Here is a 16,060-nt window from a genome sequence, read left to right on the forward strand (position 1 = left end):
ATCGCAGGCCTGCCCGCCAAGTAGAGATGCATGTCATGACCACTGCCCAACACCCGTTTTTGCAACTGCTAAACCGCACCAGCCTGGTGCTGCAAATCGTCATCGGCCTGGTGGCCGGTATCGCCCTGGCGCTGTTCCTGCCTGAAGCCGCTGCGAGCGTCAGCTTCCTCGGCACGGTGTTTGTCTCGGCGCTGAAGGCCGTGGCTCCAGTGCTGGTATTCGTGCTGGTGGCGGCATCGATTGCTAACCATCAGCAAGGCCAGCAGACCCATATCAAACCGATTCTGCTGCTGTATCTGGTCGGCACCTTTAGCGCGGCACTGATCGCGGTAGCCGCCAGCTTTGCCTTCCCGCCCAGCCTGACGCTGGTGAGCAACAGCGCCGAGCTGTCGCCACCCGGCGGCATCAGCGAAGTGCTGAAAACCTTACTGCTGAATGTGGTGGATAACCCGGTCAATGCCCTGCTCACAGGCAACTTTATCGGCATCCTGGCTTGGGCCATCACCTTGGGCTTTGCCTTTCGCCATGCCAGCCCCAGCAGCAAGCAGATGCTCGCTGACCTCTCCGGCGCAGTCACCAGCATCGTCAAACTGGTGATTCGTCTGGCGCCACTGGGGGTGTTCGGCTTGGTGGCAGCGACACTGGCCGAGTCGGGCATGTCCGCCCTGCTTGATTACCTGCACCTGCTGTTGGTACTGGTGGGCTGCATGCTGTTTGTTGCCCTGGTGAGCAATCCGGCGATTGTTTATTTCAAGACCCGTCGCAACCCCTACCCGCTGGTGTTGACCTGCCTGCGCGAAAGCGGCCTGACGGCGTTCTTTACCCGCAGCTCGGCAGCCAATATCCCGGTCAATCTGCAGCTCTGCCAACGCCTGGGCCTGCATGAGGAAACCTACTCGGTGTCGATCCCATTGGGGGCAACCATCAACATGGCCGGCGCGGCAATCACCATCACGGTGCTGACCCTGGCCGCCGTACACACGCTGGGCATCGCCGTCGATCTGCCTACAGCCTTACTGCTCAGCCTGCTCGCCTCGATCAGCGCCTGCGGCGCGTCAGGCGTGGCCGGTGGTTCGCTGCTGCTGATCCCACTGGCATGCAGCCTGTTCGGCATCCCCAATGATGTGGCCATGCAGGTGGTCGCCGTCGGCTTTATCATCGGCATCGTCCAGGATTCTGCGGAAACTGCGTTGAACTCCTCCACCGACGTGCTGTTCACGGCAGCCGCCTGCATCGCCGAAGAACAGCGCAGCTAAAGCGGCTTAACGTCAGAAGGCTTGCTACAAGGCAAGCCTGCAAAATCCGCCGGGTGTCGCACGTTAGCCGCCTGGCGGTTGAATAGCCGGCTGATTCCGGTAGGCTTTGCCCCTCGTTTATTCACCCGCTTATTTAAATGGAGTAATCCCCATGGCCCGCGCCACTGCCCGTCACATCCTGGTTGCCAGCGAAGACAAGTGCAACGAACTGAAAGCCGCAATCGAAGGCGGTGCCGACTTCGCCCAGGTCGCCAAAGACAACTCCAGCTGCCCGTCCAGCCGCAGCGGCGGTGACCTTGGCTCGTTCGGCCCAGGCCAGATGGTCAAGGAATTCGACACCGTAGTATTCAGCGCACCGATCAATGTGGTGCAAGGCCCGGTGAAGACCCAGTTCGGTTATCACCTACTGGAAGTGACCAGCCGCCAGGACTGATCCTGCTTGCTCGCCGGGCCGCCCAGGCCCGGCGATTCCCTTCGTTTCGCACTGCGCCGCCAGGCACAGCGCCACTGATCAACAAGCGCAAACCTCGGGCAATAGCCAGGTATACTCGCCGGCCTTTTCTTCTCGCACCCGCGGACCTTGCCATGACCCAGACTCCAGCAGCTGAACCCACCCTCGCCGTGCAGCCTGCCGACAGCGCAGCGCCGTCCGCTAACGAGAACACCGCCACCAACGCACCTAAAGCCGCCGGCTTTGCCTCGCTGTTCGGTGCCGCCAAAGCCTTGTCCGGCAAGCAAGACGACCAGCCCTGGCACCAGAAGGGCAACAAATCGAGCCACGAAAAGAAGATTGGCCCGGCGCCAAGTGGTACTCGCCGCGCCATGGGCAAACGCTAAAAACCTAGGCCCAGCGCGCACGCAGGCGCGTCTGCAACCAACCGCCGCAAACATTCAGCAGCAAGCCAAGCATCACCAGCAGCGCGCCCACCACCTGCAGAGTGCTCAGGCGCTCATCGAGCAGCAATGCCGATGAGGTAATCCCCACCACGGGCACCAGCAACGAGAACGGTGCCACCTGGCTGGCCGGATAGCGCGACAGCAAGCGGCTCCACAGCCCGTAGCCGAGAATGGTCGCGCCAAACGCCAGGTAGACCAGCACCAGCATGCTGTTCAGGCTGAAACCACGCAGCGCCGCCTCAATCGCCTCCGGCCCCTCCAGCAGCCAGGACAGTGCAAAGAACGGCAGCGGCGGAATCAGGCTGCCCCACACCACCAGGCCAATCAGATTCACCTTGCCCAGTTTGCGCGTGACGATATTGCCCAGCGCCCACATGGCTGCGGCGCACAGCGTCAGGAGAAACCCGGCCAGCGTCATCAGGCCATTGCCCTGCGCACCAATCAGCAGCAGCCCACCGGCGGCCACCAGCAGCCCGAACAGATTGACCAGGCGAAAGCGCTCGCCCAAGAACAGCACGGCAAACAGCAGAGTAAAGAAGGCCTGCGACTGCAGCACCAAGGACGCCAGCCCCGCCGGCATGCCCACCGACATGGCCGAGAACAAAAAGGCAAACTGCCCCAGCGAGATGGTCACGCCATAGGCCAGTAGCCAGCGCAGCGGGATTTGCGGGCGCTTGATAAACAGCACCGCCGGAAAAGCCGCCAACAGAAAGCGCAGCGCGCCCAAGAGCATCGGCGGCATGTTATCCAGGCCGATCTTGATCACCACAAAATTCATGCCCCAGACGATGATCACCACCAGGGCCAGTAATAAATCCTTGGGTTGCATGAACATTCCTCAACAACACACCAAGCCTTATTAGAGCTGCCAGCACGGCCGCAACGCCCATACAGCGGCCCGGCAAATCAGCCGTACAGCAGGCGTTACCGTATGCCTACTTGGCAGATTGCAGCGCCATAGGTGCCGCAAACGCCTCGAAGGGCTAGAATCGCAGCCTCACCTATCAACCCACCCGCAACGACGAGAGACCCCATGGGCGCCCAGTGGAAAGCCAAACCTAAAGAAGCCGCCGCCAACGCCAGAGGCAAGATCTTTGGCCGCCTGGTCAAGGAAATCATGATCTGCGCCCGCAACGGCGCCGACCCAGACCTGAACCCCAAGCTGCGCTTGGCGATCCATCAGGCGAAAAAAGCCTCGATGCCCAAGGAAACCCTCGAGCGGGCAATCAAGAAAGGCGCAGGCCTTTTGGGCGACACCGTGACCTTCCACTCTGCCACCTATGAAGGCTTCGCCCCGCATCAGGTGCCGGTGATCATCGAGTGCCTGACCGACAACATCAACCGCACCGTGGCCGAAGTCCGCGTACTGTTCCGCAAGGGCCAGATGGGCGCCTCCGGCTCGGTGACCTGGGATTTCGACCACGTCGGCATGATCGAGGCCAGCACTGAGAGCGATGCCGACCCGGAAATGGCTGCCATCGAAGCCGGCGCTCAGGATTTCGAGCCGGCCGATGAAGGCAACACCCTGTTTATCACTGAGCCGACTGACCTCGACGCCGTGTGCCGCGCGCTGCCGGAGCAGGGCTTCAGCGTCAACTCGGCGAAGATCGGCTATATCCCGAAAAACCCGGTGAGCAGCCTGACTGCCGAGCAACTGGAAGAAGTCGAAGCTTTCCTCGAAGCCCTCGACGCGCACGATGACGTGCAGAACGTCTATGTCGGGCTTTCCGGCTAAGCACAAGCGGACCAGGCCCGCCGCGCAGGATGCGTCGCGGGCCCACGATCTGCACGCTGTAATGTGCGCAGCTCGTCGTACCGGCACATTGACTACTCCACGCATTGCGCAAAATAGGTAGAATCGCCGCCCGCCGCGCCACCAGCACCCGGCGTGTACACAAGGACGTTGTCACACAGGAGTTTTACCGTGCACAAATTTCTGATTCTGGCCGCCAGCCTGCTGCTCGGCGCCTGCGCCAGCAACCCGCAGACGACCTACCAGCAAGAGGTCAAGGCGGGCAAAAGCCCGATGGCCAAGAGCGCCCTTGAGGCCATCCACAACACCCAGGCCATCCCGCTGCCGCTCAATCCCGGCCTGCTGGCGCCGCAATGGCCGATCAGCGCCGATGAGCCGCGCCTGGATTTCGGCAGTTCGATCTCCAACTACCGAATCTTTTCTCTGCAGCTGAAAAAGGGTGAGCGCTACACCCTCAATGTGCATTCGCTGTGCAACGAACCGTGTATGGGCGTCAGCAAATACGCCCTGAAACCGCGCGCCATGCTGCTGGATGCCTACGGCGCGATAATTGCCGACAAACCCTCGCACGCCAAAGCAGTGGTCGGCCAGATCAGCCTGAGCTGGGATGGTGAAGCCACTGAAGACGGCACTTACTACCTGCTGGTGGCCGCCGACAACGACGACATCGGCCAGACCATCGTGATTGACGATGTCTGGGTCAACAACTCGCCGCTGATGGCGGTCAAGGTTGGCATGCAAAGCGCGCCGTTCGGCAAGATCAGCGCATTTTCCACCCCTCGCGCGCAATAATCCGCACCCGCCGGACAGGGGCTAACCCATAGCCTCTGTTTGCTATTTATTGATCCATCGCAAGACGCTCTGCCCATAGCGCCTTAGCCTATGCCGATGACTTCCACTGCCATCGACGAGGTTTCCATGAGCATCACCTCTGCCAGCATCTGCGCAGCTGCCGACCAACTGCAGGGCTTTGTCGGCTTCAATGCCAAGATCGGGCGCTATATCGTGCGCTTCTCCGAAGACTCCTTCGGCCTCGACGTGCTGGAAAAAAGCATCACTCCTACGTGCGAATTCGTCTGGCGCGCCTTTGAAGGCGAGCTGATGAACCTCGACCGCGCGCGCCTGCAACTGCTGCTGGAGCAAAACATCGATGACCGCCTGAACATCAGCGAACCGCTGCGGGTCTACGTGCGCCGCACCGACATGCCAGAAATCAGCGCCGAACGCCGGCGCCTTAACGCCTGAGTAGTTCGTGGGTTTACGCGCCCATGGCGGAATAGGCCCCAGCTTGTTCACTTACTCCCTCACAGCCGCAGCCCACGGCCGACGATACTCGACAGGCCGACTGCATTCGCCCAGGAGCCTGCCGACGTTCGATGTACTGATCAAGAACACGCTGTTTTTCGATGGCAGCGGCGCACAGGGGGTATTGCGTCACCGGGGCCCTGCACGTGGCTACGGACAATTCCTGCGCAGCAACGTGTAACCCGCTTTCAAGGCATGCGACCTACGGCATAACGGCAGCTGGCCAGTCTGGCATAATGCGCGCCGCACAGCCCGCCCACGTAACGCAGGGCCGGTATTGAAAGGACTCTAACCGAAATGCCTCGCACGCTTTCGCGGCCGGCCTGGCGCTGGCTTTGCGGCCTGCTGCTGGTCAGCCTGCTAACCCCACCACTCCAGGCCGATGACAGCGGCACCCTGCGCTACCCAAAACGCGCTGCTGGCGATGAATTTCGCTCCGTCTATGCCTTGGCGCAGCTGCAGCTGGCGCTGGATAAAGCCGGCAGCCCGCTGCGTCTTAGGCCTTCGCACTACAGCATGGAGCAGGAGCGCGCGCTGGTTAACCTGGAACACAACGACCACCTCGATGTGGCCTGGAGCATGACCAGCGTTGAACGCGAGCAGCGCCTGCTGCCGGTGCGCATTCCGCTGGATAAGGGTCTGTTCGGCTGGCGCATCGCCCTGCTGCCCAAAGACCGCGCGCAGCTGCTCAAGAATGTGCGCAGCCTTGATGATCTGCGCCAGTTCTCCGCCGGCCAGGGTCACGACTGGCCGGACAGCACAATCCTTCGCGGCCATGGTTTGCCGGTCAGGGTTTCATCCAGCTACGGCAGTCTGTTTCGCATGTTGCAGGCGCAGCGTTTCGACTACTTTCCGCGCTCGGTGATCGAAATCTGGGATGAGCTGGAGCACCCGCGCGCCAAACAACTGGTCGTCGACCCGCATGTGCTGCTGCACTACCCCACGGCGATGTATTTCTTCTTCTCGCCTAAACGCCCGGAGCTGGCAGAAACCGTGCGCCTGGGCATGGAGAAGGCAATTGCCGATGGCTCATTCGAGCGCCTGTTCCAGCAGCACTTCGCCGCCAACCTGCGGCGTGCGCAACTCGACCAGCGTCAGCTGATCGAACTGCATAACCCGCTGCTGCCCAGCGCCACGCCCTTGCAGCGGCGTGAGCTGTGGTTCACTGCGCCGCCGGTACGCTAGGCCCAGGCGGCGCCAGAGTAGTCTGCACAACATTGCGGGTGTGCGCGCCGAAGCGCTTGAACAACACAACCAGCAACTGCTCCAGCAGCGGATCCGCTTGCACCTGAGCCAACTGATTACCGCCACTGAAACCCGGCGCAGCCGACGGCTTGCGCGCCAGCCACTGGCCAATCAGCTCATCCAGGGCATCGGCACTGGCATAGGACTCGGCCGCCACCACCTGCTGCGCGTAGCCCACCGAATAGGCCGGATAACTACCCGGCGGGTTCTGTGCATAAGCCTGCAACAGCGGCGATGACGCCTGTTCGTCCATCAGTTGCTGCATACGCTCCAGCTGATACTCCTCGATGGCCGTGTGCCGATCCGCGACCCGGGCAATCGCCGCCAGACGATCTTCGGGATAACCGGCTGCGCCTTTGAGGGCGATCAGCATCAGCTCGGCCGTGGCAAAGCCCGGTACGGTCTTGGCGTGGTAGGGCTGGGTCAGGTCCTGCATGTAGTGCAGTGCCCAGCCGAGAAAACGGTAGCCCCAGTAATCATGGCCGCTCTCCAAAGCCAGCTGTGCCAGGCCGGTGTACTGATAGATGCGCCAGTGCGGCAACGTGCGGCGCAGATAAGGCGCGGCCTGCAACACCAACGCCGGCTCGTGGTAGTAACCGATATGGAATGGCGCCTGGGAGGAATATTCGAAGCGCGCATCGCCAAAAGGCTGCACACCAAAGTTGTATTGCTGGCCGACTTCGCCAGGGTTGTCGCTGAACAGGTTGATGTCGTGGCCATAGTCCGGCTCATCAGCGGCGCTGCTGAGCACCTGTACCGCACTCACTGCCTCGCCTGGCTGCAAAGCCAGATAACGCCAGTGGCTCCAGGGGCCGATCTTGCGAAACACCAACACCTGTTCAGCGGCCAGTCGCGCCCGACCTTCCTCGGCTTGCCCCGGCAATTGCTGCACGAAACCCGCTAGGCGAATCTGCGGATTGACCCGCAGCGCCTGCAAAAACGCGCGGCGCCTGTCGACCGCAGCTGTTGTCGCCGCGTTGAAGCGCAAGGCCTCCGGGCGCGCCGGATAATCCGCAAAATGTGCGCGAGCAAAGACTTCCTGCTGATCCAGCAACTGCTCGATGGCCGGCGCCTGGGCATCGAGAAAGGCCTCTAACGGCTCGTAACTCAAGGTGCGTTGCAGCTCAGGCACAGCCTGCAACGCCAACTGGCTGCCCAGCGAATGGTTGGACCAGGCCAGCGCGCTTAACGGCTGGTACGCCAGGCAACAGGCAGATAGCAACAGGAACAATGGCTTCACGGGGACTCCAACAACGGATGGCAGGGCAAAGACATGTAGCCTAACGCCAAAGCAGCCACCCAGCACTGTCGTATCAAGTCAGCGTATTCACCGATCGGGCAGCATGGGCGTAGACTCGAAACACCAACCTCGCTTAACCACGAGGGGATGTTCTGCTCCAGAATATTCAGCCCCCACTAATCCGCAGCAACAGTACCCGCAATGCACTACCACCTACTCCCCGCCCTACTCAAACCACTTGCCGACAAGTTCTACCGCAGCCAACGCTCAGCCATGCGCGCCACGGCCGGCGCCCAGCTATGGGTGGCAGAAGAGCAGCAAATCGTCGCCGCCCTGTGCCTGCACAAGGTCGCGCACGGCCACTGGCTGACCAGCCTACTGGTCGATAGCACACGGCGCGGGCAAGGCGTGGCGCGGCAGTTGATCGAAACGGCGCTGGCCGATTGCACCACGCCGGTCTGGCTGTTCTGCCATCCGCAGCTGAACGACTTCTACCTGCGCCTGGGGTTTGCCCCTTGCATTGAGCTGCCGCAGCCGCTGGCTGAGCGCCTGGCCCGCTACCAGCGCAGCAAAAGCCTGCTGGCATTCTCCCGCGCGCCGTGTCCAGGCCTTCTCGCCCAAGGACTGGAACCTTAGTACCAGATTGGCCGAGCGCCATTCGGCAGGTAGCGGTCCATGCTGGCACTTTGCTGGATTTTACTATTGCCATCGCCAGGGCAAGCTCTGCATGCTTAGCCCATAACAACGACAACAATGGTCTTTACCTATGCGGACATCGCGGTTGCTCAGGCGCCTGCGCAACGATTTTCAGTTGTCCATCATTACCTTGATGGGCCTTTTTGGCGTGATTGGCATTACCCCCTATGCCGTTTACCGACTGGCCACCGGTAACTACCTGGTAGGCGCCGCCGACACCGTAATTGTCGCCTCCACCGTGCTCGCAGTGCTCTATTCCTGGCGCACCGGTGACACGATCAAACCCGGCATTTACCTGGCTACCATCTTCTCTGCCGGTGCAACGCTGATCGCCATCAATCTGGGCGTCAACGGCTTGTTCTGGATCTACCCACTGATTCTCTTCAACTTTTTTATGGTGTCACCCACCAGGGCCTTGATTGCCACCATTCTGGTGCTCATCGCATTGGTTGGTTACGGCCAGTTAAAGCCCGGCGCAGTGTTCGAAAGCGACTACCAAATGGTTTCATTTCTGGTCACCGGCATGATGGCCAGCATCCTCAGCTTCGTGTTTGCCTACCGTACCAGCAGCCAGCGCGATCAGCTGCAGCAACTGGCCATCCACGACCCGCTGACCGGCGCCCGCAACCGCCGGGCGATGAATGAAGAGCTGAAGATCGCCGCCTCCATCTACCGCCGCCATGGCAACAGTTACGGCGTGCTGGTGATGGACCTGGATCACTTCAAGCGGATCAACGACAGCTACGGCCACCAGGCCGGCGACCAGGTGCTGGTGGAGTTTGTCGACCTGATCAAACGCTCATCACGCAAGGAAGACCGGCTGTTCCGCTTCGGCGGCGAGGAGTTTCTCCTGCTGCTACCCAACACCGAGCGTGCCGGCCTGCTGGCGGCCGCGCAACACCTGCAGCAACAAGTGGCGCAGCACCTGCGCGGGCCTGGCGGAGCGGTGACTATGTCAGTCGGCGGGACCATCCTGCGCCGCGACGAACATTGGGAAAGCATGCTGCAGCGCGCCGACGAACGCCTGTATCGCGCCAAGAATGCCGGGCGTGATTGCATCGTCATCGATGACAGCGTCGATACCACCAGCAGCCTGCCTATCGCCTGATCGCACGATTTATCTTTGCTTACAACTTGCCCAGGAAAATTCGCGCGCGCAGCCGGCTAGGCTGTAACAACTCGACTTCACCTCGGTCTATTGGCCACACCTCATACAGAGCACTGCCATGAAAAGACGCTCCCTGCTCAAGGGGATGGCCCTGTTGCCAGCCCTGCCCCTGCTCGGCCACGCCCCACTCAGCCTGGCGCAAGCCATCGCGACTAGCGTGACGCCGCTGGATAAACCCCATAGCGGCTGGCGCGATCTACTCACGCCCGAAGCCTATGCCGTGCTTTTCGAAGAAGACACCGAAGCCCCCGGCAGCAGCCCGCTAAATCAGGAAAAACGTGACGGCACCTACCTCTGCGCCGCCTGTTACCTGCCGCTGTTCGCCAGCCAGGATAAATATGAAAGCGGCACCGGCTGGCCCAGCTTTACCCGGCCAATTGCCGGCCACATGGGCACCAAGCGCGACTTCAAGCTGTTCTTCCCGCGCACCGAATACCACTGCGCACGCTGCGGCGGGCATCAGGGCCATGTCTTCGATGACGGCCCAAAACCGCGCGGCGAACGCTGGTGCAATAACGGCGTGGCCTTGCGCTTTATCCCTCAAGGCGAAGCCTTACCTGAGCTGCGGAGCTGAATATGACTGCCATCACCTCTACCTGGCGCCGCCGTCTGCTGGCCAGCAGCGTCCTTACGCTGGGCGGCCTGCTGGCCGCCTGTGAACCCACCGCCGCGCAGGCACCCCAGCCACAAGCCAGTGCGCAGGTGGTGGAAAACGCTGGCGTGGCGATCTTTGCCGGCGGCTGCTTCTGGTGCACCGAGTCGGACTTCGACAAAGTGCCCGGCGTGCTTGAAACCACCTCAGGCTATATCGGTGGGCATGTCGACAACCCCACCTACGAGCAGGTTTCGGCCGGCAGCAGCGGGCATATCGAAGCGGTGCGCGTGCGCTTCGACCCAAGCAAGACCAGCTACGCCAAGCTGCTAGAAGCCTTCTGGCCCACCATCGACCCGGTCACCGCCAACGCCCAGTTCTGCGACCGTGGGCCGCAGTATCGCAGCGCGATCTTCTATAACAACGCAGAAGAACAGCAACTGGCCGAAGCATCGAAAGCGGCCCTGGAGAAGTCCGCGCGCTTGCCAGCCCCGGTGGTCACGGAAATCCTCGCCGCCAGCATCTTTTACCCAGCCGAGGACTATCACCAGGATTACTACCAGCGTAATCCGCTGCGCTACACCTACTACCGCAACGGCTGCGGCCGCGACCAACGCCTGGAGCAACTCTGGGGCAAGAAGTAATAACCGCGCCCATCATCAGACACACGCCAGTTGATGGGCACTGCTGTATGCTGACCCTGATGCTCGGCCCGCTGGGCCTGCTGGCGTTTCTAGCACTGCGCTGGGGGCTGATGATGGCGGCCTGAGCTAACGGCTGCGCTCGTAGTATTCAGTGCTCTGCCCCGGATACTGCTGCACCCGGTAGCCATTGGGGTACTCAATGGTTTGCTTGATCGTCCCACGGTTTTCTATCGTTTGGCTGCCGTAGCGCTGCTCATGGCGCTGCAGGCCGTCAGGTAAGGGCTGCCCGCCATAGAGGTTATGGCTTTCGATGGTCTGCGAGCTGCCGATGCTGCCGCTGGCACCAGGGCTGATATAGGTTTTCGGAATAACCCGCAGCGTCTGCGGCGCCTGCTGCTCGGCGTACAGCGGAGTCACCAGCAGCAAAGCCACCAGACTGAGCACATATCTGCACATCGTCATCACAACCTCTGCGCCATCGGCGCGCAATGAACCTGAAGGTTTGGCAACACCAGCCCGACTGCGGTTCCGACCCTTTATCCAGGCGGCGCATCCACGAGCCGTTTAATCGCTCAAATATTGAGCAATCATCCGCGAATCGCTGAAAAGCACAACCCATCCCAGTTACCCCGCACCGGATAAGCACTGTGCACAACCCGCCGTGCTGTTTCGCGATACCCGTCCCGCTTAACACAGCGGGCATTTATTACTATCAACGGCTATGCATTCACCTGAGCATCGCCAACCAGATGACTATCCGTATCGCTTTACTCCTTCTCGCTTGCCTGCCCGGCTTGACGTTTGCTGAGCAACTCATATGCCAGGTGATGACCATTAGCGAAGGCGACACCTTCAGCTGCCTGACCACTGAAAACAAAAGACTGCGGGTGCGCCTTGCGGAAATTGACGCCCCGGAAAGAAAGCAACCCTATGGCGTTGAAGCCAAGCAGGCGTTGGCTGATCTGGTGCTGGAAAAGCAGGTGGTCCTGCATGTGCAAGAAGTGGATCGCTACGGCAGAACGTTGGCGCGCGCCTATGTCGGCGGCATTGACGTGAATCACACCCTGGTCGCCCAGGGCGCAGCCTGGGCCTACACCAAACAACTGAAGGACCACCGGCTCAAAGATGCCGAGACCCTGGCCAGAAATATGGGCAAAGGCCTCTGGCAGCTTCCCGCCGAAGACACAGTCGCCCCCTGGGACTGGCGCTACGCCGGCAGAATTGCCGCGCCGCAAAAAAACACGCCCAGGCGACCGGCGTCGTTCTCCCAGTTTGGTGGTGGTTAGCAGATTGAGTTAGGTGGTGCCGGAGACAGGAATCGAACCTGCGACCTTCGCGTTACGAGTGCGCTGCTCTACCGTCTGAGCTACACCGGCAAGATGTTGCTTGAATCGCGCAGCACAGCAACTGCAACGCGACTCAGCTGTCACTCCAAGCCTAGCAAGCCAGCAGCAGAACGTAGGGTACTGCTTACTTGCTTGGCAGTTCGATACGGTCTTCGTGGATCACGATGCGACCCTGCTTGTACAAACCGCCGATGGCTTTCTTGAAATTACCCTTGCTGACGCGAAACAGCCCGGCAATTTCTTCAGGCGAGCTTTTGTCGTTCACCTTGAGTACGCCATCGTGCTCGCGCAGTTTGGTCAGAATTTGCTCACCAAGGCTGCTGGCCGCTTCCTGACCAACCGGCTGCAGGCTCAGGCTGATTTTGCCGTCGGCGCGCACTTCCTTGATAAAGCCTTTTTCCTGCATGCCGCTGCGCACGAACTTGAATAGCTCATTCTTGTGGATCAGGCCCCAGTGCTTGCCATTGATAATGGCCTTGAAGCCCATATCGGTGGACTCGGCCACCAACAGGTCGACTTCCTCGCCCGCCGTATAGTTGGCCGGCACGTTATCCAGGTAGCGATCCAGGCGTGCGGTGGCGGTGATGCGCTTGCTGCGTTTGTCGAGAAACACATGCACTACGCAGTAATCGCCGACCTGCAAGGGGCGTTTTTCTTCGGAGTGCGGCAGCAATAAATCTTTCGGCAAGCCCCAATCAAGAAATAAGCCCACCCGGTTTATATCCACAACTTTCAAACTGGCAAATTCGCCCACCTGAACTTTTGGCTTTTCCGTGGTGGCAATCAACTTGTCTTCACTGTCCAAGTAAATAAAGACGTTTAACCAGTCTTCCACTTCACTTGGGGTATCGCTGGGAATATAGCGTTTGGGCAATAGAATCTCGCCATCCGCGCCGCCATCCAGATACAGGCCGAAGTCGGTGTGCTTCACGACCTGCAAACTATTCATTCGTCCAATTACCGCCATGATGCCCTACCCTCATTACCAGGCCGGCATTCTAGCCGACTCGCCTGTTAATTTCTCGGCCTACCGGCCATCGCACCACGCCAGCATGGTGATCCTACGGGGCAATCCGACCGATGGATCAGGCAGCGAGATACGGCCTGAGTGCGGACTACCTATTCGTATTAAAACAATCACTTACTGCATACCAGCCAATTATTCAGACTATTTTTACTGTATATCTTCATATCCGGGCGTTATTTACCAAGCAATTGTCAAGTATTTCGAGTATTATGTGCGGCCAAATTAATTTTTGAGTAGGTTAAATGGCCGTCATGCGCGTAAAAGCATCCAACAGCAAACCCAAGCCGGCTCCAGCCGTGGAAACCAGCGCCTCGATTGATGCACAGATCGAAGCCTTCCTGAAATCCGGCGGGGAAATTCAGCAAATTGCCAAAGGCGTCAGCGGCCAGGTGTATGGCACCACCAAGCAGATCACCATCGGCAAAAAGTAACGCTTTCTGGCCATGCAGCGCTTTGCTCGCAATGACAAGGCGCTGGCCAGTGCATAACGCCTCTTAATCCCTCGCGCCCTCCCTCATCCCAACATCAGTTGTTTTGCCCTTTTGCGTCTCGCCCACTGGCGCTTAACACAACCTTGTTTCAGAATCATGTCAGCCCGCATCTTGCGGCTGTTTCGGCATTGCCACTGTTGAACGATGGCAATCGCCCCAGGAGTACCCGTGCGCGTTACCTGCAATTGGCTGCGACACCCTTCCAGCACCCTGCTTACCCTTGCGTTGTTATTACTCGTACTGCCGTTGCTCAGCCGCTACGCGTTGGGTTGGTCGCACACCTATGGCTACCTTTCAGACCTGGCCATTGGCAGCTTGCTGGTGGTGCTTGTGCACCAACGCGCCTGGCTGTTGAGCGTTGTCCTGCTACCGGCCTGGTGCATCTTTACCTTAAGCACCGCTGAACTGGTCAATGCCGTGGGCCGCATGCCGGAACCGGCCGACCTGCAATACCTGGGCGATGCGCAGTTCGTCAGCCATTCAACCCAGGGCAGCGGCTTAAGCCAGCCATTACTGGCTTTGGCCATGGCCGTACTGGTGGTGCTTTACTTAGGTCTGCGCAGCCTACAAAACCCACGGCGCGCCGTAGCGCTTTCGCGCACCTGGCTGCTGCTGCCGCTCGCCCTGTTTGCCGTGCACACCGTCGGCCAGCAAATCAAACCCAGCGAAGCGGACCAATGGCTGCAGTTCAACCTGCCGCATAAGCTGCTGGCAGAAAGCACCAATAGCGGCCAGCAACACCTGGCCGACTGGCTGGTGGGTGATGAACCGAATACCCCACCCGATATCAGCGGCCTGAACCAACTTGACCTGAATGGCACACCGCTGCTCAAGCAGGCTGGCAGCGCTCGCAACGTGCTGATCATTACCCTCGAAGGCGTAACCGGGGCCTACCTGCAAGCCAGTCGCCAGGCCATCGGCAGCAGCTATGGGCAAGACCCGATGCCACGCCTGAGCCAGTGGGCTGAGCGCGGCATGCTCACCACCGATTACGTGCTGCATGGCCATCAGACCATCCGCGGCCTCTACGCCATGCTCTGCGGCGACTACAACAAACTCGACTCGGGCACCCCGAAGGGCGTTGAACTGCTCAACAACCCGTCGCGCAGCGAACAGTGCCTGCCTGCGCAGCTACGCGAACGCGGCCTTAGCACGCACTTTCTACAAGGGGCCGGCCTGCGCTTTATGGCCAAGGACCAGATCATGCCGCAGATGGGTTTCGACAAAACTCTCGGCCGCGACTGGTTCAAGAACAAGCCCTATATCGAATTCCCCTGGGGCATGGACGACAAGGCCTACTTCGAAGGCGCCCTGGGTTACGTGCAACAGCTGCGCAAAAATCGCCAACCCTGGATGCTGACCCTGCTGACCGTAGGCACTCATCAGCCCTACTCCGCCCCGCAGGACTACCTAGACCGTCACCCCAACGCCAAGCTGGCGGCGATTGCCTACCTGGACGATGCGGTCGCCGACTTCCTCGCTGCGCTAGAGAAACAGGGCGTGATGAAAGACACCTTGGTGATTGTCACCTCGGATGAATCTCACGGCCTGGAGAACGTGCGCCTGGCCTCGGCCTGGGGCTTCAACCTGCTGCTGGCTCCCGAACAGGCGCAACTGCCTGCGCTCAAGCAAGGCGTGTATGGCCATGTCGACCTGACCGCTTCGGTGCTCGATTACTTCGCCTTCCCAGTGCCGGCCACTGTCGCCGGGCGCTCATTGCTGCGCGACTACGCCACGGGCCGCGAGATTATCTCCTACACCAACGGCCTGCTGCGCCAGCATGACGGCAACGGTACGCTGACCGAGTGCGACTTCCAGAATGTCTGTCGACACTACGCCAGCCCTGGCTTTATTGCCGACAGCGCACGCTACCTGGGGCGTTTCAGCGGCAAACCGGCACGCCTGATCAGCCAGCAAGCAGCCCTGCTTGATCAATCACTGAGCAACGGCGGCCAGGCCGAGCAGCGCTACCAGTTCGCCAACCCGCAGCCCATCAAACTCAAACCCAGCGTCAGTGATGATTGGGCAGACAACCTGGTGGGTGCGCAGTACCTGACCTTGGGTGCAGCTACGCAAACCACCGTGACGCTGAAAGTCCGCGCCCTGCGTATGGATAAACCGGGCGCCACGCTGCAATTGAAAACCAAGGAATACGACCGCAACGTCGACCTGGCGATCCCGCAGCTGCCGCTGCTGACCCGCGACAAACCTGTCGCGATCAGCTTTACCTTCGACAACCCGCAAGCGCGCAAGGCGTTCTCCTTCCACCTGCTAGGTCAGGGTCAGGGCGCCATCGAGATTGTCGATTTCAGCGTCAGCAGCACGCCGCTGCAGACCGAAGAAGAACTGCTGGCCGCGCAACAGGGCCTCGACGAGGTTGCACCCACGCCATAACCCGCT

Annotated in this window: 18 protein-coding genes and 1 tRNA gene; 14 read left to right on the top strand and 5 right to left on the bottom strand. The window is 60.3% G+C overall.

Annotation, left to right across the window (positions count from 1 at the left end; genetic code table 11):
- The first annotated feature begins 35 nt into the window (after nucleotides 1–35).
- The 3 genes from sstT to AC0T4W_RS15380 all read left to right on the top strand — a co-directional run bounded on the left by sstT (nucleotide 36) and on the right by AC0T4W_RS15380 (nucleotide 2,093).
- Complete coding sequence (gene sstT / locus AC0T4W_RS15370) at nucleotides 36–1,256, top strand: serine/threonine transporter SstT (RefSeq protein WP_476320356.1); 1,221 nt, start codon at nucleotides 36–38, stop codon at nucleotides 1,254–1,256.
- 151 nt (nucleotides 1,257–1,407) lie between these two features.
- Nucleotides 1,408–1,689 (top strand): peptidylprolyl isomerase, encoded by a 282-nt coding sequence (locus AC0T4W_RS15375; RefSeq protein ID WP_090248458.1) that lies wholly within the window; start codon nucleotides 1,408–1,410, stop codon nucleotides 1,687–1,689.
- 152 nt (nucleotides 1,690–1,841) lie between these two features.
- Entirely contained in the window at nucleotides 1,842–2,093 is a 252-nt protein-coding gene (locus AC0T4W_RS15380; RefSeq protein ID WP_476320358.1) for a hypothetical protein, read from the top strand.
- 4 nt (nucleotides 2,094–2,097) lie between these two features.
- Here the strand turns inward: AC0T4W_RS15380 and AC0T4W_RS15385 are convergent, their stop codons facing one another.
- Nucleotides 2,098–2,982: an EamA family transporter gene (locus AC0T4W_RS15385; protein WP_476320360.1), complete on the bottom strand. Its 885-nt coding sequence runs from the start codon at nucleotides 2,980–2,982 to the stop codon at nucleotides 2,098–2,100.
- Nucleotides 2,983–3,186: 204 nt separating this feature from the next.
- On the opposite strand from AC0T4W_RS15385, the gene AC0T4W_RS15390 reads away from it, so the two are divergent.
- From AC0T4W_RS15390 to AC0T4W_RS15405, 4 genes are all read left to right on the top strand, one after another.
- A complete protein-coding gene (locus tag AC0T4W_RS15390; protein ID WP_476320362.1) occupies nucleotides 3,187–3,888 on the top strand; it encodes a YebC/PmpR family DNA-binding transcriptional regulator in 702 nt (233 codons plus the stop codon).
- A 189-nt stretch (nucleotides 3,889–4,077) separates the two neighbouring features.
- Nucleotides 4,078–4,698, top strand: coding sequence for a putative periplasmic lipoprotein (locus AC0T4W_RS15395; protein WP_476320364.1), 621 nt, complete (start codon nucleotides 4,078–4,080; stop codon nucleotides 4,696–4,698).
- A 126-nt stretch (nucleotides 4,699–4,824) separates the two neighbouring features.
- A complete protein-coding gene (locus AC0T4W_RS15400; RefSeq protein ID WP_476320366.1) occupies nucleotides 4,825–5,151 on the top strand; it encodes a DUF2025 family protein in 327 nt (108 codons plus the stop codon).
- A gap of 357 nt (nucleotides 5,152–5,508) precedes the next feature.
- Nucleotides 5,509–6,396, top strand: a complete 888-nt coding sequence (locus AC0T4W_RS15405; protein ID WP_476320368.1) for a hypothetical protein — start codon at nucleotides 5,509–5,511, stop codon at nucleotides 6,394–6,396.
- Here the strand turns inward: AC0T4W_RS15405 and AC0T4W_RS15410 are convergent.
- Complete coding sequence (locus AC0T4W_RS15410) at nucleotides 6,374–7,696, bottom strand: phospholipase (RefSeq protein WP_476320370.1); 1,323 nt, start codon at nucleotides 7,694–7,696, stop codon at nucleotides 6,374–6,376. The genes AC0T4W_RS15405 and AC0T4W_RS15410 overlap by 23 nt on opposite strands.
- A 201-nt stretch (nucleotides 7,697–7,897) precedes the next feature.
- On the opposite strand from AC0T4W_RS15410, the gene AC0T4W_RS15415 reads away from it, so the two are divergent.
- The 4 genes from AC0T4W_RS15415 (at nucleotide 7,898) to msrA (ending at nucleotide 10,796) form a co-directional block, all read left to right on the top strand.
- On the top strand, nucleotides 7,898–8,332 hold the full coding sequence (locus AC0T4W_RS15415; protein ID WP_476320373.1) for a GNAT family N-acetyltransferase: 435 nt from the start codon (nucleotides 7,898–7,900) through the stop codon (nucleotides 8,330–8,332).
- Between the two features lie 130 nt (nucleotides 8,333–8,462).
- Nucleotides 8,463–9,500 carry a GGDEF domain-containing protein gene (locus AC0T4W_RS15420; protein ID WP_476320375.1) on the top strand — a complete coding sequence of 346 codons (1,038 nt, stop codon included), beginning with the start codon at nucleotides 8,463–8,465 and terminating at the stop codon, nucleotides 9,498–9,500.
- A 118-nt stretch (nucleotides 9,501–9,618) separates the two neighbouring features.
- The gene (msrB, locus tag AC0T4W_RS15425; protein WP_476320377.1) at nucleotides 9,619–10,134 is read left to right on the top strand and encodes a peptide-methionine (R)-S-oxide reductase MsrB; all 516 of its coding nucleotides are present in this window, start codon (nucleotides 9,619–9,621) and stop codon (nucleotides 10,132–10,134) included.
- Nucleotides 10,135–10,136: 2 nt separating this feature from the next.
- Entirely contained in the window at nucleotides 10,137–10,796 is a 660-nt protein-coding gene (msrA, locus tag AC0T4W_RS15430; RefSeq protein ID WP_476320379.1) for a peptide-methionine (S)-S-oxide reductase MsrA, read from the top strand.
- A gap of 126 nt (nucleotides 10,797–10,922) precedes the next feature.
- On the opposite strand, the gene AC0T4W_RS15435 is transcribed toward msrA, so the two are convergent.
- Nucleotides 10,923–11,258, bottom strand: coding sequence for a hypothetical protein (locus AC0T4W_RS15435; RefSeq protein ID WP_476320381.1), 336 nt, complete (start codon nucleotides 11,256–11,258; stop codon nucleotides 10,923–10,925).
- A gap of 185 nt (nucleotides 11,259–11,443) precedes the next feature.
- Here AC0T4W_RS15435 and AC0T4W_RS15440 point away from each other — a divergent pair, with 185 nt between their 5' ends.
- Nucleotides 11,444–12,082, top strand: a complete 639-nt coding sequence (locus AC0T4W_RS15440) for a thermonuclease family protein (protein ID WP_476320383.1) — start codon at nucleotides 11,444–11,446, stop codon at nucleotides 12,080–12,082.
- A gap of 14 nt (nucleotides 12,083–12,096) precedes the next feature.
- Here AC0T4W_RS15440 and AC0T4W_RS15445 read toward each other — a convergent pair.
- Together AC0T4W_RS15445 and AC0T4W_RS15450 are read right to left on the bottom strand one after the other, a co-directional pair.
- A tRNA-Thr gene (locus AC0T4W_RS15445) sits at nucleotides 12,097–12,172 on the bottom strand.
- A gap of 94 nt (nucleotides 12,173–12,266) precedes the next feature.
- Nucleotides 12,267–13,109, bottom strand: coding sequence for a CvfB family protein (locus AC0T4W_RS15450; RefSeq protein WP_476320385.1), 843 nt, complete (start codon nucleotides 13,107–13,109; stop codon nucleotides 12,267–12,269).
- A gap of 302 nt (nucleotides 13,110–13,411) precedes the next feature.
- Between AC0T4W_RS15450 and AC0T4W_RS15455 the strand changes: the two genes are divergently transcribed.
- Nucleotides 13,412–13,600 (top strand): hypothetical protein, encoded by a 189-nt coding sequence (locus AC0T4W_RS15455; protein WP_169852821.1) that lies wholly within the window; start codon nucleotides 13,412–13,414, stop codon nucleotides 13,598–13,600.
- 228 nt (nucleotides 13,601–13,828) lie between these two features.
- The gene (locus AC0T4W_RS15460; RefSeq protein WP_476320387.1) at nucleotides 13,829–16,054 is read left to right on the top strand and encodes an LTA synthase family protein; all 2,226 of its coding nucleotides are present in this window, start codon (nucleotides 13,829–13,831) and stop codon (nucleotides 16,052–16,054) included.
- Nucleotides 16,055–16,060 lie beyond the last annotated feature (6 nt).

It is taken from the genome of Pseudomonas sp. C7.1, from assembly GCF_056312395.1.